The following is a 19,870-nucleotide window of genomic DNA, read 5'->3' as shown; positions in this document are numbered from 1 at the left end:
ATCAACAATGGAAAAACGACTTAACAATGCTCCATGTGGATTTCTTTCCATCACACATGAAGGGCTTATTTCAGAAATCAATCAAACCCTGCTAGATTGGATCGGCTATGAGCAAGAGGAATTATTACATATGCATCTAGAAATTCTTCTATCTACGCCCAATAAGATGATTTTTCACTCTTATTTTTATCCTATGATTAATCTAGAGGGACAAGTAGAGGAATTATTCATTCATTTCAAACAGAAGGACGGGATGTCGGTTCCGTTTTTAATGAATGCTAAATTGTACAAAGAGGATATGGTAGAGCGAATTGATTGCATTTTAGTAAAGATGAAAAAGCGTATAGATTATGAACAAGAATTACGATCAGCCAAAAAACTACTTGAGGCTGCCTATCAAGAAAAGGATCGTGCATTAGCTAATTTGGAGCAAATTCATGTAGAAATAGAACATCAGCAGGCGAAATTATTGGAAATGAATACTGCTTTAGTAGAATTATCAATGACTGATAAACTGACTGGCTTGAAAAACAGGAGATTTTTCCAGGAACAACTCGAACAACATTTTAATCGTTTTCATGAGACAGCAAAATCTTTTTCGTTATGCATTTTAGATATCGATCATTTCAAAAAGGTCAATGATACATATGGTCATCAAGTTGGAGACGATGTCCTCGTTCAATTGGCACAACTATTACAAATACAAGTACGTCTAGAAGATATCGTCGCTCGTTATGGTGGGGAGGAGTTTATTATCATCTTACCAGAGATCGAGATACCTGAGGCAAAAGAAATCGGCGAAAAAATTAGACACACCGTGGAGCAGGATCGTTGGCCAACAGGCAGTCTTACGATCAGTATGGGAATTGCCACAGTAACTTCAGAAGATACAGAGACGACATTGATAAAAAAAGCAGATGAAGCATTGTATGAATCGAAAGAGCATGGACGAAACAAAGTGACTCATTTTCATGAGATAAAGTGAATAGCTTTTACAATTCGGCTATTAATTTTTGAATAGAAGGAAGATCTGCTGGAGCAAATGGGAGATCAAGCAATTGGTTGCGGGGAACCCATCTTGCTTCAGCATGTTCTAAAATTTGGGGTGTGCCTTTTATAATTGAAGCTTTGTATGTTTCTAAATGAACGAAAAATTGTTCGTATTCATGAAGCGTTACAGCCACTTGTTTACCTACTTGAATCTTACAGTTAAATTCCTCAAGAATTTCTCGATAAAGGGCCTGTTTTGGTGTTTCGCCCCGCTCTATTTTACCACCAGGGAATTCCCAATAATTTGCTAAAACCATTTGGGGATTTCTTAAAGCACAGAAAATTTCTTGTTGCTCATTTTCAATAATAGCCCCTACTACATGTATTGTTTTTTTCATTTATATACCCCACTTTGTGTCTTCATTATTATGTGTATGATTATAGCATGTTTAAGTTGTACGCCACTTGCCACCACAGGAAAATAACAGTTTTCTTACTTAGCTATGAAATTTGCCATTTCGTAGGGTATAATAGTGGTCAATATATAGGAAAAAGGCGGTAAGAGGTAGCGATGAAGAGAATTGAATCTACGCAAAATGCGTTAGTGAAATATTGGAAAAAGTTAGCGACTACAAGAAAAGAGCGTGAACGTTCGGGTGAATTCCTAGTAGAGGGCTTTCATCTTGTTGAAGAAGCATTAAAAAATAAAAAGCAAGTATTACAAATTATAGTGCGTGAAGGTATAGATTTGCCAATGTTATGGCCAATCGATGATGTAGCTATTGTAGAGGTATCGACTGCGGTAGCGAAGGAATTCGCGGAGACAGAAACTTCCCAAGGTGTTTTTGCTGTATGTAAACAGCCCGTCTTAGAGGATAATGTGATGACTACTTGGCGAAAAGTGTTATTAATTGATGCTGTCCAAGATCCTGGTAACATTGGAACAATGATTCGTACAGCAGATGCTGCAGGTTTAGATGCTGTAATTTTAGGAAAAGGCTGTGCTGACCTTTATAATCCTAAAACACTACGTGCGGCTCAAGGCTCCCACTTCCATATTCCGGTAGTGCGTGGAGATTTAGCAGATTGGATAGATATATTACAGGGACAAGGTGTACCAGTATTTGGTACTGCATTAGATGAGGAAGCGGTGCCGTATAGTGATATTCAGCATACGGGTGCATTTGCGATTATCATGGGGAATGAAGGAAGTGGCATTCAGCCTCAGTTATTAGCGATGACAGATCAAAATATGATCATTCCTCTTTTTGGACAGGCTGAATCATTAAACGTAGCAGTAGCCACAGGCATTGTTTTATATGGCTTTGCCAAGTAATAAATTGATCATTGTGGGATTGAGGCAGTTGTCTCTTGATTTGCTACAGCCCCATATTGTATAATTTATTCTAAAATGTAAGTTTAAATAATAAATGCTTTGACCGGGAAGTAGTAAAGATTGCGAATGGACGACAGGGAGCGTAGGCCAGAGATTGAGAGCCAACGCCGTTTCAATGCAGTTTTGAATTCAGCCCGCGAGCAGCTACCGGGACCAGTGTCATGCTGTAAAGGTGAGCCGGCTTTCTCAAGTCGTTATGTCAATGAAGTGATTGTAAGGCTTTGCTTTGCAATAACTAGGGTGGTACCGCGAAAATGTCCTCGTCCCTTTTTAGGGGCGAGTTTTTTTATGTCTAAAAAGCAGGCATTTATTTTCTGAGGAGGTTTTAACATGGAAGAGCAATTAAAACAATTAGAGCAAGAAGCACTTGCTAAAATTGAAGCAGCTGCAAATTTAAAAGAATTGAATGAAGTACGTGTTGCGTATTTAGGAAAAAAAGGACCTATTACTGATTTACTAAAAGGGATGGGGAAATTATCAGCTGAAGAACGTCCGAAAATGGGTGCTTTAGTGAATAATGTCCGTGAAAATGTAACGGCAGTATTAGAAACAAAGATTACCGTGTTGGAAGAGGCAGCCATTGCTGAAAAATTAGCGAGTGAGTCGATTGATGTCACTTTACCAGGTCGTGAAATTAAAGTGGGGAACCGTCACCCTTTAACACGTGTCATTGAAGAAATTGAAGATTTATTTATTGGAATGGGCTATGAAATTGCTGAAGGTCCAGAAGTGGAGAAGGATTACTATAACTTTGAAGCACTAAATTTACCAAAAGGACATCCAGCTCGTGATATGCAAGATTCGTTCTATATTTCCGAGGAAATATTATTACGTACCCATACTTCACCAGTACAGGCTCGTACGATGGAAGCCAAAAAAGGTGAATCGATTCGCATAATTTGTCCTGGTAAAGTATTCCGACGTGATAATGATGATGCAACACATTCACATCAGTTTATGCAAATTGAAGGTTTAGTCATTGGCGAAAATATTCGCATGAGTGACCTTAAAGGAACATTAGATACTTTAGCGAAAAAAATGTTTGGTGCAGACCGCGAAATTCGACTACGTCCGAGCTTCTTCCCATTTACTGAGCCATCAGTAGAGATGGATATCTCTTGTTTCAAATGTGGTGGAGCTGGCTGTAACGTATGTAAGGGCACTGGCTGGATTGAGATTCTAGGAGCTGGTATGGTGCATCCAAACGTATTAGAAATGGCTGGCTATGATCCAAAGAAAGTTTCAGGATTTGCATTTGGTATTGGTGCAGAACGTATTGCGATGTTGAAATATGGTGTTGACGATATTCGTCATTTCTATACAAGTGACACTCGCTTCTTATCACAATTCGAGCGAACAGAAGCGTAAGGGGGATAAAACATGTTAGTATCATTAGAATGGTTAAAAGATTATATCAATACGCAGGACTTAGCACCTGAGCTATTAGCAGAAAAAATTACACGCTCTGGGATCGAAGTAGATGCAGTAATTGATCGTGCTAATGCTATGGATAAAGTTGTAGTTGGTTACGTAGTTTCTAAGGAGAAACATCCAGAGGCTGATAAGTTAAATATTTGTCAAGTTGATGTTGGAGAAGTAGAACCACAACAAATAATTTGTGGTGCACCGAATGTTGATGCTGGTCAAAAAGTCATAGTTGCTCGTCCAGGTGCACATTTACCAGGTGGCATTAAAATCAAAAAAGCAAAACTTCGCGGTCATGAATCGAACGGAATGATTTGTTCCTTACAAGAGCTTGGAATCGAAGGGAAACTTGTTCCTAAGGCTTATTCAGAGGGTATCTACGTACTGCCAGCGGAGGCAGAAGTAGGTTCAGATGCACTTGCGATTTTAGGCTTACGCGATACAGTGCTAGAGTTAGGCCTAACACCTAATCGCTCTGACGCTCTTTCAATGCTAGGTGTAGCTTATGAAGTAGGTGCCATTCTTTCAGAGGAAATTCAATATCCAAAAATTTCCTACCAAACTGCTGGTGAAAAAGCACAGGATTACCTAAAGCTTCATGTGGAAGATTTACAAGCAAATCCTATGTATGTGGCAAAAGTTGTGAAAAACATAAAAGTCGGTGAATCACCAATATGGCTTCAAAATCGTTTAATGGCTGCGGGAGTACGTCCACACAATAATGTTGTAGATGTAACGAACTATGTATTAATGGAATATGGTCAACCTCTACATGCTTTTGACTATGATAGCCTAGCAACAGGTGAAATCGTTGTTCGTAAAGCAACAGAAGGTGAAAAAATTACAACATTAGATGACCAAGAACGTACATTAAAAGCTTCAGATTTAGTCATTACAAATGGCAAAGAGCCAGTAGCTATTGCTGGTGTAATGGGTGGTGCTAATTCAGAGGTAACAGATTCAACTACGACTGTTGTCATTGAGTCAGCCTATTTTGATGGTTTAACAGTGCGTCAAACGTCTCGTCATCTTGGCCTACGTTCAGATGCATCGGCTCGTTTCGAAAAAGGGGTAGACCCAAATCGTGTCTTACCAGCTGCTGAACGTGCTGCCGCTCTACTTGCTGAATTAGCAGGAGGCGAAGTATTAGAAGGTACGTGTTTAGTAGATGAGTTGGATAAAACACCAGCGCGAGTAGTCGTTTCCCCAGATTTTATTAATGAACGTTTAGGTATGAAGATTGCATTAGAAGATATGCTTTCTATTTTAGAGCGTTTAAAATTTGGTGTAGAGGCAGCAAATGGTTTATTAATTATTGATGCACCCACACGTCGCCAAGATATTAAAATTGAAGAGGATATCGTGGAGGAAATTGCTCGTCTTTATGGTTATGATGAAATCCCAATGACATTACCAGAGGGTGCAACACAAGTAGGTAATTTATCACCTTATCAAGCAAATCGCCGTGTTGTTCGTCATTACATGGAAGGGGCTGGCCTGTATCAAGCGGTAACTTATTCGTTAACGTCGGATGCATTGTCGCAACGTTTTGCTTTGAAAGCAGAGCCGGTAACTCGCTTGCTTATGCCAATGAGTGAGGAACGTTCTACATTACGTCAAAGCCTTATTCCACATTTAATCGAAGCAGCTGCGTATAATGTTGCACGTCAAGCTGAAGGCGTGGCTTTATATGAAATTGGTTCCGTGTTCCTTGGTCAATCAGATGAGGGGCAACCTTATGAGGAAGAGCATGTGGCAGCAGTATTAACTGGCAAATGGCTAGACCATGCTTGGCAAGGTGAGAAAAAAGCTGTAGATTTCTTTGTGCTAAAAGGTATCGTCGAAGGTGTCATTGGCAAACTTGGCTTAGAAAATCGCATGACATTTGTGAAATCACAAGTGGATGGCTTACATCCAGGTCGTACGGCTAGCATTTTATTAGATGGCAAGCAAGTCGGCATCATCGGTGGACTTCACCCAGCAGAGCAAAAAGCATGGGGAGTAAAAGACACGTATGTAATGGAGATGAATTTAGTGGCGCTACTAAATGCAACAGCACAAGAAGCACCACTTGCCTACACACCAGTGCCTCGTTTCCCAGCTATGTCTCGTGATATCGCTCTTATTATGGACCGTACAACAACAGCGGGCGAAGTAATGGAAGCAATTGACGCAGCGGGTGTGAAACTATTAAAAGATATCCGCGTATTCGATGTTTACGAAGGGGAGAAAATGGAACCAGGTAAAAAATCGGTTGCCTTCTCACTCACATACTTTGATCCAGAACGTACTTTAACAGACGAAGAGGTAGTGGCCGCACATAACAAAGTGTTAAAAGCGATTGCTACGATTGCAGGCACAGAAGTACGCTAATATATGAAAAAAGACTGTCTTACGAGGCAGTCTTTTTTTGTTTGAAAATGGTGAAGATGATGATCTAAAAGGTGAAGAATCTGCTCAAATGAGAGATGATCTGAAAAGTGGTGAAGTTGCTCAAAAGAGAATGTGAGGAAATATAAAAGGAATAATACACTCACTAGAGATTAGACAGTTCCATCAGAATCGAATCTACTAAAAATATAGACTGAAAGATATTCACAAAAATTATTAAAAAACTAAATATAGAGCAGCAAAGTTGATCAAATAAATAGTTTCGTAAATAGTCTAGGAATGGATAATTTTCCTTGCTATAGTCATTAAAAAAGGAGTGATGAAATGTTTATTAAACCATATGAGGAAGCGAAAATGACATTAGGTTTGCGATCTTTAGTTAGAAGACTCATACCAAATCATCCATCTCTTGATCAAATGAAGAGGAGTTATTACAGGCTGAAGCAGGCGAATACGGTGAAAAATTTATTATGAAACAACTGGAGAAATTAACTTTTACGAAAAACTTTCAAGTTTTACATAATATCACTTTTCAGCATTCATACTCATTACAGTTAGATGTTGTGGTGATAACACAATATGAAGTAATAATTATTGAAAGTAAGAATATTCGAGGAGAAGTTGAATTAAAAAATCGACCACGTCAAATGATTCGGACTCTTGAAACAGGTGAACAGCGTGTATTTCATCATCCTGAAGTGCAGCTCGAGGAATATGTATATAATTTAAAGGGATTTTTCAAGCAACATCACATTGAAGTACCTGTCAACGGTATCATTGTTTTTCCTTTTAATAATGCACGAATCAATTATGAGGATGGATTATTTCCAGTATTGATGGGAAGAGAGTTAACGAGCTTTTTGCAACAACGTCCAATGAAGCCAAAAACTATAGATTATCAATATATTAGTGCACTACTTGTGCAACACAACAAACCATATGAGGGGTTTCCACTAAGTCGTTACTTTGGGATAGAGGTGGATGCGATTCAAACAGGCGTGATCTGTCCAAAATGCGAATGTGGACAGATGCATTGGGTTAAGATGAAATGGACCTGTTCCAGCTGTCATTATTCGAGTAAAAAGGCACATTTATCTGCTCTGCAAGATTATGGGATGCTCATCAATAAAAAAATTACGAATGCACAAGCCCAGCATTTTTTACAGTTAAACAATCGCCATACAATAAAAAGAATGTTAATGGCAAGTTGTTATCGGGATTCGGGATTAAAAAGATCAAGAGATTATCAAATTTTTTTATGACCTTTATAAAAATACTAGAAGCGGTTATCTAATTGGAGACCCGCTCCAAAAGGTGCCTGAAGCGCTCATCCCAAGTAGGAAACCGCTCCAAAAGGTGCCTGAAGCGCTCATCCCAAGTAAGAAACCGCTCCAAAAGGTGCCTGAAACGCTCATCCCAAGTAGGAAACCGCTCCAAAAGGTGCCTGAAGCGCTCCCCCAAGTAGAAAACCGCTCCAAAAGGTTCCTAAAGCGCGCTCACGCTCCTCAGGAACCCCCAAAAAGCTTTTTTAAGCAACCCATAGTACGATTTACTTCATCTTCCTTGCTTTATCAGTGTTGGCGAAATGCCATTTTGTGATGGAGCGTAGAAATTCTTCGCCTTGATTACGCCAGATTCGGGCTGCTTGCACATCTACCTTGTTAGAGGCGCCCTTCATTAATGTAAGCCCTGTAATGTCACTCAAACGGTCCATTTCCTTTAAAAAGGCAGCACGAGCTAAAATAGATGCTGTAGCCACAGCTACATGTAATTGTTCTGCTTTAGTAGAAAAGTAGACATTCTCTTGTACAAGTTCACGTTCATTTTTTAAATAATTGTAATAGACACCACGTTCAGCAAATTGGTCGATTAAAATAAATTCAGGTTTTTCAGGTGCCATTTTTGATAGCGTGTTTTGTAGTGCCTTGTTATGCATCATGGCTTTCATTTTACCTTGGGAATAGCCTTTTCCTTGTAAGTTGTTATATTTCTCGTTACGTAAGACGAGAACACTATGGACACAGGCTGCACGCAAATCAGGTGCAATTTTCCTCATATAGTCGTCTGTTAGCATTTTTGAATCTTTTACCCCAAGCTCATTCATGAGTTCGATTTTTGAAGTAGGCACATACACTGCTGCTACTGTGATTGGACCGAAATAATCACCTGTGCCTGTTTCGTCTGAGCCTAAGACAGACATGGTAGCGAAATTGTTAGGCAGAACATCACCTTTTGCCGCGATGGAGGAGGGTGGAGTAGGAGTTTTTTCAACAGTTCCCCAGCGTGCTGCCTCGCGTTCAGCACCGCCCCCTGGAACATTAATTTGCCTGATTTATACATAGTTATGGCTGTATCTGGTAGTTTTGCAGCAAATATGACACCAGGAGCCTTTCGTTCTATAAAGTGCGTTGCATAGTAAGCCATCACCTCTTTTTGAATATTTGTTGAAATGGAAAGCACAATATTTGCCATTTAATCGTTCCTTTCTGTCCTCGTTGTTCACAATTTTATACCTTTCATGGTATGATAATAAATAGCTTTTTTGTGTGATGGTGCTCACAAGCCTCTAAAATCGTGTGTGCATCGAATTTATAGGAGGGTGCGACTATGGAAAAACAAGAAAAGAATAAAATTTCTGTTGAAATATATGGTCATACATATAAAATGGTCGGCTCTGAATCCATTGGCCATATGCGACTTGTTGCTTCGATTGTTGATGACCGTATGCGCGAGATGAACGTACATAATCCCTCACTTGATAGCACAAAACTTGCTGTTCTGACAGCAGTAAATACAGTTCATGATTATTTACTATTAAAAGAACGAATGGAGCAGTTAGAAGAAGAATTGAAAAAGTTAAAGGGTTGAAGGAAATGTTAGATTTAATCATATTAGTGGTACTGTTAGCTGGTATAGGCGTCGGTGCAAAACGAGGTTTTATTGTACAGATGATGCATATTGTCAGCTTTGTAGTAGCCCTAATTGTTGCGTATATTTATTATAAGCCATTAGCACAAAAATTTGTATTTTGGGTTCCATATCCAGGCGTAACTGACACAGGTAGCCTTGGCGTTGTCATTGATAGTCTAGATTTAGACCGTACCTTTTATCGGGTAATTGCCTTTGCTGTTATTTTCTTTGCAGTAAAAATAACGTTGCAAATCGTGGCATCGATATTTGACTTTATCGCGTATTTGCCTGTGCTAAATACAGTGAATCGTTGGCTTGGGGCGTTACTTGGCATGATTGAAAACTATTTAATTATGTTTATTTTGCTATATGTGTGCGCCTTATTACCAGTAGATGCCATACAAAATTTAATGTCGAAGTCATTGTTAAGTGGTCTCATGTTGGAGCATACACCAATTATTACAAAGATGTTCCAAAACTGGTGGTATATTTATATGCAATAGTAACTGTGCACTTCTCTCTGTCTTGAGGGAAGTGTTTTTACGATAGGAGGAATTACCAATGAATAAAAAAACAATTATTCGCACACTCGAAAAAATTGCTTTATATATGGAACTACAGGGAGAAAATCCATTCAAGGTATCAGCCTTTCGAAAGGCTGCGGCAGCACTAGAGGGGGACGAGCGTTCATTAAGCGAAATGGATGATGTAACAAAACTCAAAGGGATTGGTAAGGGTACTGCGGCTGTAATAGAGGACTTAATGGCAACAGGTGAATCGAGTTTGTTAAAGGAGTTAGAAGAAATTGTACCTAAAGGGTTACTGCCATTGCTGAAATTACCTGGCTTGGGAGGAAAAAAATTGCGAAACTACACCAAGAGCTTGGTATCGACTCTGCAGAAAGCTTGAAGGCAGCTTGTGAAGCAGGAAAAGTACGTGAATTAGCTGGATTTGCTGTAAAAACAGAGGAGAAGATTTTAAAGGAGCTAGCCATTTTAGCAAACCGTTCAGAACGACTACCAATTTGGCAGCTTGAGCCTGTGGTTTTACAAATTGAGGCGCTTCTAGGTAGTATGAAGGAAGTAGACCGGTTTTCAGTTGCTGGGAGTTTCCGTCGAGCATTAGAAACTAGCAAAGATATTGATTTTATTGTTGTGACAGAAGCAGTTGAGGAAGTACGCGAAAAGTTGTTAAATAGCTTGGCCATTCAAGAAGTCGTGGCGGCAGGGGATACAAAAATTTCTGTGATTTTAGACTTAGATGACCCAGTTAGCGTTGATTTCCGTTTAGTGAAAGACAATGAATATGCGACTGCGTTGCATCATTTCACAGGTTCAAAAGATCATAATGTTCGTATGCGGCAAATTGCCAAAGCCCGTGGTAAAAAAATAAGTGAATATGGTGTGGAACAGGAAGATGGTACCGTTTTGACATTCCAAGACGAGGCTGCATTTTTCGCTCATTTTGATCTACCTTGGATTCCACCGAGCTTACGGACAGGAACAGCAGAATTTGATAAAACAAACATAATTCAAAACTTAGTTCGACTAGAGGATATTAAAGCTGATTTGCATATGCATACAACATGGTCGGATGGTGCATACTCTGTTGCAGAAATGGGCGAGGCGTTACTAGCACGGGGCTATCAATATAGCGTTATTACAGACCATTCGCAATTCCTAAAAGTAGCAAATGGATTAACGCCAGAGCGTTTAGAAAAGCAGCGTGGAGAAATTGAGGTGTTTAATGCAGCACATCCAGATTTTCATTTGTTTAAAGGGACGGAGATGGATATTTTACCAGACGGCTCCCTTGATTTCGAAGATCAGGTGTTAAAAGAGCTCGATTTTGTTATTGCTTCCATTCATTCTAGTTTTACACAATCACAAGATAAAATTATGGCACGTTTACTAACAGCTATGCAAAATCCCTATGTTCATATGATTGCCCATCCGACTGGTCGAATTATTGAAGATCGCGATGGTTATAATCCTGATATGAAACAGTTAATTGCCTGGGCAAAGGAATATGGTAAAATTTTAGAGTTAAATGCAAATCCGTATCGTCTCGATTTATGTGTAGAACATTTAGAAATGGCATGCGCTGCAGGTGTGCCAGTAGCCATCAACACAGATGCGCATGATATTGCACATTTACGTTTTATGGATATTGGGGTTCGCTATGCAAATAGAGCATGGTTACCGAAAGATATGATTGTGAATACATGGACGCGTGAACAGTTTGAAGCGTTCATACAACGAAATAAATAGGCTGAGGAGGTGTTCTCAGTGATTGCAGAACGCGCATTGAAAACACTAGAATACGATAAAGTTAGGCAACAAGTGGCTTCCTATTGTACTTCCTCCATTGGTAAATCTGCCATTGAGGAGCTTGTGCCACAAACAGATTTTGATAAAGTAGTACAATTATTAGAGGAAATGGATGAGGGACTATCCATTTTGCGTGTGAAGGGCAATGTACCAATGGGAGGGATTTTTGATGTCCGTCCCTCTGCCAGACGTGCTCAAATAGGAGGCATGTTAGCAGCAGTAGAACTAATGGAAATTTCCAGCACGATTCGAGCAAGCCGAATTTTACGCAATTTTATTGAAGATTTAGAAGCCGATGAAGTGATTGATATTCCCCATTTCATTTCCAAAAAGGAAGCAATGCCTGTCCTAACAGGATTGCAACATGAAATTAATAACTGTATTGACGACAATGGAGCTGTCTTAGATTCTGCTAGTCAAACATTGCGCTCTATTCGCCAATCTTTGCGTGCTGAAGAAGGGAAAGTCCGCTCTAAGCTGGAAAGTTTAATTCGGGGAAGTAATGCAGCGAAAATGCTTTCTGATACACTTGTGACAATTCGTAATGATCGCTTTGTTATTCCCGTAAAGCAAGAATATCGTCACCACTATGGTGGGATTGTCCATGACCAATCTTCTTCTGGTCAAACCTTATTTATTGAGCCAGATTCTGTTGTCCAAGCAAACAATGAAATTCATCGCTTGAAAATGAAAGAGCAGGCAGAAATTGAACGTATTTTACTAGCATTAAGTGCAATGGTGCAAGAAGTAGCATCAGATTTATTTAACTTAGTGAAGGTATTAGGCGATATCGATGTCATTTTAGCAAAGGGCAAATATGGCCAAGCCAATAAATGTACAATGCCTAAAATGAATCAGGATGGCTATATCCGACTAATACGTGCACGTCATCCACTACTACCAATAGAATCAGCTATTCCCAATGATATTGAATTTGGTAAAGACATTACAGCTATTGTCATTACAGGCCCTAATACAGGTGGTAAAACGGTGACATTAAAAACGGTTGGTCTGTGTACATTAATGGCACAAGCGGGATTACCAGTGCCAGCATTAGATGGCTCAGAACTTGCTGTATTTGAGCAATTATTTGCCGATATTGGTGATGAGCAATCAATTGAGCAGTCACTTTCTACGTTCTCGTCCCATATGGTCAATATTGTAGATATCCTACAAAAATTTGATCACGAATCACTTGTTCTTTTTGATGAGTTAGGGGCTGGTACTGATCCACAGGAAGGGGCAGCCTTAGCCATTTCAATCTTAGACGAAGTACATGGGCGCGGTGCTCGAGTAATGGCTACAACTCACTATCCTGAGCTAAAAGCTTATGGCTATAATCGACCAGGGGTAGCCAATGCCAGTGTAGAATTTGATATTGAAACTTTGAGCCCGACCTACCGTCTACTTATCGGTGTACCTGGGCGCTCAAATGCATTTGAAATTTCCAGTCGTCTTGGTTTACCTGAATCCATTATTGATCGTGCTAAAGGCTTTACTGGAACCGATCGACATGAGGTTGAATCGATGATTGCCTCATTGGAAGAAACACGTCGCCAATCCGAAGATGATGCAGAGCGTTCGCATGCATTACTATTAGAATCAGAGACATTACGTAAAGAGCTTCAAGATAAATTGCAAGCCTATGAGGAGCGCAAAGAGGCGCTTGATAAGAAGGCGAAGGAAAAAGCGCGTAAAATTGTTGATGAAGCAAAACGTGAAGCAGAAGCGATTATTGCAGAGCTTCGAGAAATGCGTAAAAATGCTGATCAAGTTGTCAAGGAGCATGAATTGATTGAAGCACGTAAACGCTTGGAAGAAGCAACACCACTTGAAGACAATAAAGTGCTAAAAAAGGCGGCACAAGTCAAAGCTCGTGCACAAAACTTAGTTGTCGGAGACGAGGTAAAGGTGTTAAGCTATGGTCAACGAGGTACTTTGTTAGAAAAGGTGTCGAATACCGAATGGGTTGTCCAAATGGGGATTTTAAAAATGAAAATCTCAGATAGTGATTTGGAGTATATTAAACCTGAAAAAGAGCCTGTATTACGAACAGCTGGTGTGAAAAATCGAAATAGTCATGTGAAACTAGAATTAGATTTACGTGGTGAACGTTATGAGGATGCAATCGTAAGAACAGAGAAATATATTGATGATGCATTACTCTCTAATTATGGTCGTGTGTCCATTATTCATGGAGTTGGTACAGGGGCTTTACGTCAAGGTATTCAAAGCTATTTGAAAAAGCATAAGCGCGTAAAATCCTTCCGTTTTGGTGAAGCCGGTGAAGGGGGCTTAGGCGTCACAATTGTTGAATTGAAATAAGCTATAAAGGGGACGGAGAAAAATGCTGAATTCTGGTTTTTGGCGATATCCAATTATCGAAACGGCAGGATATTTTAGTGTTGTAGTATTGTGTTTAGTCGTCTCGATGGCATTGTTCGAAGTCGTTACGAAATATAAAAATTGGGAAGAAATTAAAAAAGGTAATGTCGCTGTGGCTCTTGCAACAGGTGGGAAAATACTAGGGATTTGTAATATCTTCCGCTTTTCCATTGCACGTCATAGCACATTAAGTGAAATGATCGGTTGGGGCCTTTTTGGCTTTACATTATTGATTGTAGCGTATTTCTTATTTGAATTTATGACACCTCGTTTTAACGTGGATCAAGAGATTGCCAATGATAATCGCTCAGTTGGTTTCATTTCCTTTACCATTTCAGTCGGTCTTTCGTTTGTAATTGGGGCAAGTATTGCATAGGAGTGTCATGACATGGAAAAATTAGCAAAAGTACTAATCGTTGTCTGTATTGCATTTTTGGCAGTAGGTGTCTACTATATGTTAACGATTTAAATAAAAAACGCATTCTCTTTATGAGGATGCGTTTTTTTGTTAATTGTACATAGCATAAATTTCTACTACAACCTATTAACTTTCTTTCATATAACTCTATTAAAGGGTAGAAAAATTATTTTTATAATATAGGAATATGCTGATTATTTTTTTATGGAGTGACTCAAGAATGAACGAGCATTCATAAGGTGTATTAAAATAAATCCCGATAAATACCAATCATATTAATGTTGTTAATTGCATAATAATTAATCGAAAATGCATTTATTTTCTATTTTCTGTTTGAAACTGTATTTCTTTTTCATTATAATAAATATAAGAATTGACAAAGTTTGGGACAAAGGGGAGAGGACGTATGACAGCAAAACCATGGCTAGCAAATTATCCTGAAGAAGTACCACCGTCTTTAACGTTTGAGGAAATTCCAGTGCAAGAGTTTTTGACACGTGCCTATAAAAAGAATCCATCCAAAGTAGCGATTCATTTTATGGGAAAGGATTTGACGTACACCGAGCTATATGAGTCAGCTTTAAGGTTTGCAAACTATTTACAAACACTAGGTGTGAAAAAGGGAGATCGAGTAGCAATTATGCTGCCTAACACGCCACAAAGTGTAATCGCTTACTATGGTGCCATGTATGCAGGTGCTGTTGTAGTACAAACAAATCCACTTTATACTGAACGTGAGCTTCAATATCAAATGGCTGATTCAGGAGCAAAGGTTATTCTCGTAATGGATATTTTATATCCGAGAGTCATGAAAATTATGAAAGAGACAGCTCTTGAAAATGTCATTGTGACAGCTATTAAGGATTATCTACCATTCCCAAAAAATTTAGTCTATCCATTTATTCAAAAAAAGCAGTATGGCTTTAGTGTCAAGGTTGAACATAGCGGTCAAAATCATCTGTTTTCAGAAATAATGCGTTCAGCACCGATTAAGCTAATTGACAATATGCCATTTGATTTTGAAGAAGACCTAGCGCTCCTTCAATATACGGGTGGGACAACAGGTTTCCCAAAAGGCGTAATGCTGACCCATAAAAATTTAATTGCCAATACGACAATGTGTGATGCTTGGATGTATAAATGTGTTCATGGTGAAGAAACCATTATGGGCATTCTACCATTCTTCCACGTCTATGGCATGACAACTGTTATGCTCTTATCTGTATTTACTCAAAATAGAATGGTGCTTTTACCGAAGTTTGATGCAGAAACGGCATTAAAAACGATTGATAAACAAAAACCAACCCTGTTCCCCGGCGCACCAACCTTATACATTGGCCTTTTAAATCACCCAGACATTTCGAATTATGATTTATCATCTATTAAGGCATGCCTAAGTGGCTCAGCTTCATTGCCGATTGAAGTGCAAGAGAAGTTTGAGGCCGTTACTGGTGGAAAGCTTGTAGAAGGATATGGGTTAACTGAAACCTCACCTGTAACACATGCTACGCCAATTTGGGGTAAGCGAGTGATTGGCTCAATTGGTTTACCTTGGCCAAATACAGAAGCGGTTATTTTACGTACAGGTGATACAGAAGAGCTACCTATCGGTGAAGTTGGTGAAATTGCTGTTAAAGGACCACAAGTAATGAAGGGCTACTGGAACCGTCCCGAGGATACAGCTGCGACATTTGCTGACGGTTGGTTTTTAACAGGTGATCTTGGTTATATGGATGAGCAAGGCTTCTTCTATGTGGTAGATCGTAAAAAAGATTTAATAATAGCAGGCGGCTTTAATATTTATCCACGTGAAGTAGAAGAAGTGTTATATGAACGCGAAGAGATCCAAGAGTGCGTAGTGGCAGGAATACCTGATCCGTATCGTGGTGAAACAGTTAAAGCTTATATTGTGTTAAAAGAAGGATATTCGATTACTGAGGACGAATTAAATAAATATTGCCGTCAGCATCTAGCGGCTTTTAAAGTTCCGCGTTATTATGAATTTAGAGAAGAGCTGCCAAAAACAGCTGTAGGAAAAATTTTACGCCGTACGTTAGTTGAAGAAGAAAAAACAAAATTAGCGAATAAAGAAGCGAAATAAATACGTGTGAAAGTATTGACAAGCAATGCTGTAAAATATAATATGAAAATATGAATGAATGACCATTCATATTTTCATATTTTTTTAGGTTTACACGTCATATCGACGTGCGCATGTTTTTTAGGTGGTGATATAAAAGTGAAACGAGATAAGCCAAAATATAAACAAATTATTGATGCAGCTGTCATCGTTATTGCGGAAAATGGGTATCACCAAGCGCAAGTATCGAAAATCGCCAAACAGGCAGGGGTGGCCGATGGAACAATCTATTTATATTTTAAAAATAAAGAAGATATATTAATTTCTGTCTTTAATGAAAAAATGGCTGTTTTTGTAGAGTCATTACAAGATATAATAGAAAATGGGAGTACGTCTAAAGACAAACTTTCACGAATGATTGAAAATCATTTTAATGTTCTAACGACAGATCGATACCTAGCAACTGTCACACAATTAGAACTTCGCCAGTCAAACAAAGACTTACGATTAAAAATTAATTCAGTATTGCGCGAGTATTTACAGCTACTTGATCAAATTTTAATCGAGGGTATGCTTACAGGTGAGTTCAATCAGACGATGGATGTACGCTTGGCTCGACAAATGGTTTTTGGAACAATTGATGAAACTATTACGTCGTGGGTTATGAATGACTATCGATATGATTTGATGGAACAGGTTCCAAAGGTTCAGGCGTTAATCCTGAACGGCATTAAAGCTTAAAAGGATGTGGAGAAATGGAATTTCTAAGTTGGAAAGTAGAAGATGGAGTAGCGATTATTACAATTGCACGTCCACCAGCAAATGCATTATCTCGCGGTATTATTGCAGAAGTTAACGCTGTGCTAGATGCTGTAGAACACGATGATGCTGTAAGAGTCCTTGTACTTCATGGTGAAGGCCGTTTCTTCTCTGCAGGGGCAGATATTAAAGAATTTATTGGGGTAGAATCTGGTGAGGAATTTACAAAGCTAGCTAGCAACGGGCAGCAGGTTTTTGAGCGTGTTGAGTCGTTTTCTAAGCCTGTAATTGCAGCCATCCATGGTGCGGCATTAGGCGGAGGGCTTGAGTTAGCAATGAGCTGTCATATGCGATTTGTCACTGAATCAGCAAAATTAGGTTTACCTGAATTACAATTAGGGCTAATTCCTGGTTTTGGTGGTACACAGCGCTTACCACGCTATGTTGGAGTAGCAAAGGCTGCTGAAATGATGTTTACAAGTGAACCAATCTCTGGTAACGAAGCTGTTCAGTGGGGCTTAGCTAACCGTTCATTCTCAGACGAAGTATTGCTAGAAGAGACGTTAAAGATTGCTAAGAGCATTGCTAAGAAAAGCCCAATTGCTTTAAAAGCAGCTATTCAAACATTGCAATATGCAAAGCATGCATCATTCTATGAAGGCATTGAAGCAGAGGCTAAATCCTTTGGGACAGTGTTTGTCACAGAAGATGCCAAAGAAGGAATTCAAGCATTCATTGAAAAGCGTGAGCCTGTGTTTACTGGCAAATAATTTTCCAAATGTCGATAGCAACGTTCAGTATGTTATCGGCGTTATCGAAACTGAAAATATATAATATTTATAAGTTTACTTAGAATTATAAAACGTTCCAGGAGGTATGGATATATGAACATTTTTGCATTAATTAAACGTACGTTTGATACAGAAGAAAAAATCGTTGTGTCGGGTGGTAAAATCCAAGAGGACGGCGCAGAATTCATTATCAACCCTTATGATGAATATGCCATTGAAGAGGCAATCCAAGTTCGCGATGCTGCTGGTGGTAAAGTAACAGTGGTGACAATTGGTGGCGAGGATGCAGAGAAGCAATTACGTACAGCACTTGCTATGGGAGCAGACGAAGCAGTGCTTATTAATACAGAAGATGATCTAGATGAGCTGGACCAACATGCAGCAGCTTATCTACTAGCAGAATACTTAAAAGATAAAGATGCAGATTTAATTTTAACAGGAAATGTTGCGATTGATGGTGGTTCAGGGCAAGTTGGTCCACGTGTTGCTGATTTATTGGATATGAATTATGTAACTACGATTACAAAACTTGAAATTGACGGAACATCTGCGAAAATTGTTCGCGATATCGAAGGGGATTCAGAGGTAATTGAAACTTCTTTACCGTTATTAGTAACTGCTCAGCAAGGTTTAAATGAGCCTCGTTACCCATCTCTACCAGGTATTATGAAAGCGAAAAAGAAACCGCTTGCAGAGCTTGAGTTAGATGATTTAGATATCGATGAAGATGATGTAGAAGTGAAGATTGAAACAGTAGACATCTTCTTACCAGCTCAAAAAGCAGCAGGCCGTATTTTAGAAGGCGACCTTTCTGCACAAGCAAAAGAACTGGTAAATCTACTTCACACGGAAGCAAAAGTTGTTTAATTATTTGATGTCAATCGAATCTTAAAGGGTAACGGAGGGAATATGCTATGTCAAAAAAAGTATTAGTATTAAGTGAAGTTCGTGAAGGAAGCTTACGTAATGTTTCTTTCGAAGCAATTGCAGCTGCAAAACAAATCGCTGATGGTGGCGAAGTTGTTGGGGTACTTTTAGGGGATGCTGTAGCAGGTTTAACAGGTCCATTATTTGAATATGGTGCTGATCGAGTAGTAACAGTGGAACACCCACATTTAAAACAATATACATCTGATGGCTATAGTCAAGCACTATTAGCTGTTATCGAGCAAGAACAACCAGCAGGTATTGTCTTTGGTCATACAGCGAATGGTAAAGATTTATCGCCAAAAATTGCAAGCAAATTACAAGCAGGTCTAGTATCTGATGTCACTGCTATTGAAGGTGCAGGCGATGATGTCGTATTCATCCGACCAATTTACTCTGGTAAAGCCTTTGAAAAAGTAAAAGTTAAAGAAGGCATTGTTTTAGCTTCTATTCGTCCAAATAACATTACACCTTTAGAAAAAGCAGAAGGTAAAACAGGTGATGTGTCTGCAATCACTGTAGAGATTACAAACCTGCGCACAATTATTAAAGAAGTTGTTCGTAAATCTTCAGAAGGTGTAGATCTTTCAGAAGCGAAAGTAGTTGTTGCTGGTGGTCGTGGCGTGAAGTCAGAAGAAGGCTTCGAGCCATTGAAAGAGCTAGCTGATTTACTAGGTGGTGCAGTAGGTGCATCACGTGGTGCATGTGACGCTGAATACTGTGATTACTCGCTTCAAATCGGACAAACTGGTAAGGTTGTCACACCAGATCTTTATATTGCAGCAGGTATTTCGGGTGCAATTCAACATTTAGCTGGAATGTCCAATTCAAAAGTCATTGTTGCTATCAATAAAGATCCTGAAGCAAATATTTTCAAAGTAGCGGATTATGGGATCGTAGGAGATTTATTTGAAGTTATTCCGCTTCTAATTGAAGAATTTAAAGCATTAAAAGTGAACGCGTAATACAGAAGCAGGAAGGGTTATCCCTTCCTGCTTTTTTATATTGCTTTCCATTTCAAAAAATACTATTTGAAAATTATTGCAAAATAAAATATTGACATAATTA

16 protein-coding genes and 2 pseudogenes are annotated in these 19,870 nt (G+C 39.0%); 16 read left to right on the top strand and 2 right to left on the bottom strand.

Going from position 1 to position 19,870, the window contains the following annotated elements:
• The first annotated feature begins 7 nt into the window (after positions 1–7).
• Complete coding sequence (locus tag NP781_RS15740; RefSeq protein WP_257520335.1) at positions 8–985, top strand: sensor domain-containing diguanylate cyclase; 978 nt, start codon at positions 8–10, stop codon at positions 983–985.
• A 7-nt stretch (positions 986–992) separates the two neighbouring features.
• On the opposite strand, the gene NP781_RS15735 is transcribed toward NP781_RS15740, so the two are convergent.
• Positions 993–1,388, bottom strand: a complete 396-nt coding sequence (locus NP781_RS15735; RefSeq protein WP_221680954.1) for a (deoxy)nucleoside triphosphate pyrophosphohydrolase — start codon at positions 1,386–1,388, stop codon at positions 993–995.
• Between the two features lie 173 nt (positions 1,389–1,561).
• Between NP781_RS15735 and NP781_RS15730 the strand changes: the two genes are divergently transcribed.
• From NP781_RS15730 to NP781_RS15710, 5 genes are all read left to right on the top strand, one after another.
• Positions 1,562–2,326, top strand: coding sequence for a TrmH family RNA methyltransferase (locus NP781_RS15730; protein ID WP_257520334.1), 765 nt, complete (start codon positions 1,562–1,564; stop codon positions 2,324–2,326).
• A gap of 390 nt (positions 2,327–2,716) precedes the next feature.
• Positions 2,717–3,754, top strand: coding sequence for a phenylalanine--tRNA ligase subunit alpha (pheS, locus tag NP781_RS15725; RefSeq protein WP_004226385.1), 1,038 nt, complete (start codon positions 2,717–2,719; stop codon positions 3,752–3,754).
• A 12-nt stretch (positions 3,755–3,766) separates the two neighbouring features.
• Positions 3,767–6,184 (top strand): phenylalanine--tRNA ligase subunit beta, encoded by a 2,418-nt coding sequence (gene pheT / locus NP781_RS15720; RefSeq protein WP_257520333.1) that lies wholly within the window; start codon positions 3,767–3,769, stop codon positions 6,182–6,184.
• Positions 6,185–6,526: 342 nt separating this feature from the next.
• On the top strand, positions 6,527–6,676 hold the full coding sequence (locus NP781_RS15715) for a hypothetical protein (protein ID WP_257520332.1): 150 nt from the start codon (positions 6,527–6,529) through the stop codon (positions 6,674–6,676).
• Complete coding sequence (locus NP781_RS15710) at positions 6,673–7,464, top strand: nuclease-related domain-containing protein (RefSeq protein ID WP_257520331.1); 792 nt, start codon at positions 6,673–6,675, stop codon at positions 7,462–7,464. The genes NP781_RS15715 and NP781_RS15710 overlap by 4 nt, the downstream gene beginning before the upstream one ends.
• Before the next feature lie 287 nt (positions 7,465–7,751).
• Here NP781_RS15710 and rnhC read toward each other — a convergent pair.
• Positions 7,752–8,674 (bottom strand): annotated as a pseudogene (rnhC, locus tag NP781_RS15705) (ribonuclease HIII).
• Between the two features lie 135 nt (positions 8,675–8,809).
• Here rnhC and zapA point away from each other — a divergent pair.
• The 10 genes and pseudogenes from zapA (at position 8,810) to NP781_RS15655 (ending at position 19,767) form a co-directional block, all read left to right on the top strand.
• On the top strand, positions 8,810–9,070 hold the full coding sequence (zapA, locus tag NP781_RS15700; protein ID WP_016991554.1) for a cell division protein ZapA: 261 nt from the start codon (positions 8,810–8,812) through the stop codon (positions 9,068–9,070).
• A 5-nt stretch (positions 9,071–9,075) separates the two neighbouring features.
• Positions 9,076–9,615, top strand: coding sequence for a CvpA family protein (locus tag NP781_RS15695; RefSeq protein ID WP_004226395.1), 540 nt, complete (start codon positions 9,076–9,078; stop codon positions 9,613–9,615).
• 58 nt (positions 9,616–9,673) lie between these two features.
• A pseudogene (polX, locus tag NP781_RS15690) lies at positions 9,674–11,382 on the top strand (DNA polymerase/3'-5' exonuclease PolX).
• Positions 11,383–11,400: 18 nt separating this feature from the next.
• The gene (locus NP781_RS15685) at positions 11,401–13,767 is read left to right on the top strand and encodes an endonuclease MutS2 (protein WP_054549978.1); all 2,367 of its coding nucleotides are present in this window, start codon (positions 11,401–11,403) and stop codon (positions 13,765–13,767) included.
• A gap of 22 nt (positions 13,768–13,789) precedes the next feature.
• On the top strand, positions 13,790–14,203 hold the full coding sequence (locus NP781_RS15680; RefSeq protein ID WP_008179180.1) for a DUF350 domain-containing protein: 414 nt from the start codon (positions 13,790–13,792) through the stop codon (positions 14,201–14,203).
• A 448-nt stretch (positions 14,204–14,651) separates the two neighbouring features.
• Positions 14,652–16,346, top strand: a complete 1,695-nt coding sequence (locus tag NP781_RS15675) for an AMP-binding protein (RefSeq protein ID WP_221680947.1) — start codon at positions 14,652–14,654, stop codon at positions 16,344–16,346.
• 54 nt (positions 16,347–16,400) lie between these two features.
• Positions 16,401–17,066 (top strand): fatty acid metabolism transcriptional regulator FadR, encoded by a 666-nt coding sequence (locus NP781_RS15670; RefSeq protein WP_373880526.1) that lies wholly within the window; start codon positions 16,401–16,403, stop codon positions 17,064–17,066.
• A gap of 14 nt (positions 17,067–17,080) precedes the next feature.
• Positions 17,081–17,854: an enoyl-CoA hydratase gene (locus NP781_RS15665; protein ID WP_221680946.1), complete on the top strand. Its 774-nt coding sequence runs from the start codon at positions 17,081–17,083 to the stop codon at positions 17,852–17,854.
• A 114-nt stretch (positions 17,855–17,968) separates the two neighbouring features.
• Positions 17,969–18,742 carry an electron transfer flavoprotein subunit beta/FixA family protein gene (locus NP781_RS15660; protein WP_004226415.1) on the top strand — a complete coding sequence of 258 codons (774 nt, stop codon included), beginning with the start codon at positions 17,969–17,971 and terminating at the stop codon, positions 18,740–18,742.
• 47 nt (positions 18,743–18,789) lie between these two features.
• A complete protein-coding gene (locus tag NP781_RS15655) occupies positions 18,790–19,767 on the top strand; it encodes an electron transfer flavoprotein subunit alpha/FixB family protein (RefSeq protein WP_257520330.1) in 978 nt (325 codons plus the stop codon).
• Positions 19,768–19,870: the final 103 nt, after the last annotated feature.

Source organism: Lysinibacillus sp. FN11 (assembly GCF_024628845.1).
Taxonomy (GTDB): Bacteria; Bacillota; Bacilli; order Bacillales_A; family Planococcaceae; genus Lysinibacillus; species Lysinibacillus capsici.
This window is presented reverse-complemented; position numbering and strand designations above follow the sequence as displayed.

Coding starts and splice junctions, on each gene's coding strand:
- NP781_RS15695 (WP_004226395.1), top strand. CDS start 9,076: ATGTTAGATTTAATCATATTAGTGGTACTGTTAGCTGGTATAGGCGTC.
- NP781_RS15715 (WP_257520332.1), top strand. CDS start 6,527: ATGTTTATTAAACCATATGAGGAAGCGAAAATGACATTAGGTTTGCGA.
- NP781_RS15665 (WP_221680946.1), top strand. CDS start 17,081: ATGGAATTTCTAAGTTGGAAAGTAGAAGATGGAGTAGCGATTATTACA.
- NP781_RS15730 (WP_257520334.1), top strand. CDS start 1,562: ATGAAGAGAATTGAATCTACGCAAAATGCGTTAGTGAAATATTGGAAA.
- NP781_RS15660 (WP_004226415.1), top strand. CDS start 17,969: ATGAACATTTTTGCATTAATTAAACGTACGTTTGATACAGAAGAAAAA.
- NP781_RS15680 (WP_008179180.1), top strand. CDS start 13,790: ATGCTGAATTCTGGTTTTTGGCGATATCCAATTATCGAAACGGCAGGA.
- NP781_RS15675 (WP_221680947.1), top strand. CDS start 14,652: ATGACAGCAAAACCATGGCTAGCAAATTATCCTGAAGAAGTACCACCG.
- NP781_RS15655 (WP_257520330.1), top strand. CDS start 18,790: ATGTCAAAAAAAGTATTAGTATTAAGTGAAGTTCGTGAAGGAAGCTTA.
- NP781_RS15670 (WP_373880526.1), top strand. CDS start 16,401: ATGAATGACCATTCATATTTTCATATTTTTTTAGGTTTACACGTCATA.
- NP781_RS15710 (WP_257520331.1), top strand. CDS start 6,673: ATGAAACAACTGGAGAAATTAACTTTTACGAAAAACTTTCAAGTTTTA.
- pheS (WP_004226385.1), top strand. CDS start 2,717: ATGGAAGAGCAATTAAAACAATTAGAGCAAGAAGCACTTGCTAAAATT.
- zapA (WP_016991554.1), top strand. CDS start 8,810: ATGGAAAAACAAGAAAAGAATAAAATTTCTGTTGAAATATATGGTCAT.
- NP781_RS15740 (WP_257520335.1), top strand. CDS start 8: ATGGAAAAACGACTTAACAATGCTCCATGTGGATTTCTTTCCATCACA.
- NP781_RS15735 (WP_221680954.1), bottom strand. CDS start 1,388: ATGAAAAAAACAATACATGTAGTAGGGGCTATTATTGAAAATGAGCAA.
- pheT (WP_257520333.1), top strand. CDS start 3,767: ATGTTAGTATCATTAGAATGGTTAAAAGATTATATCAATACGCAGGAC.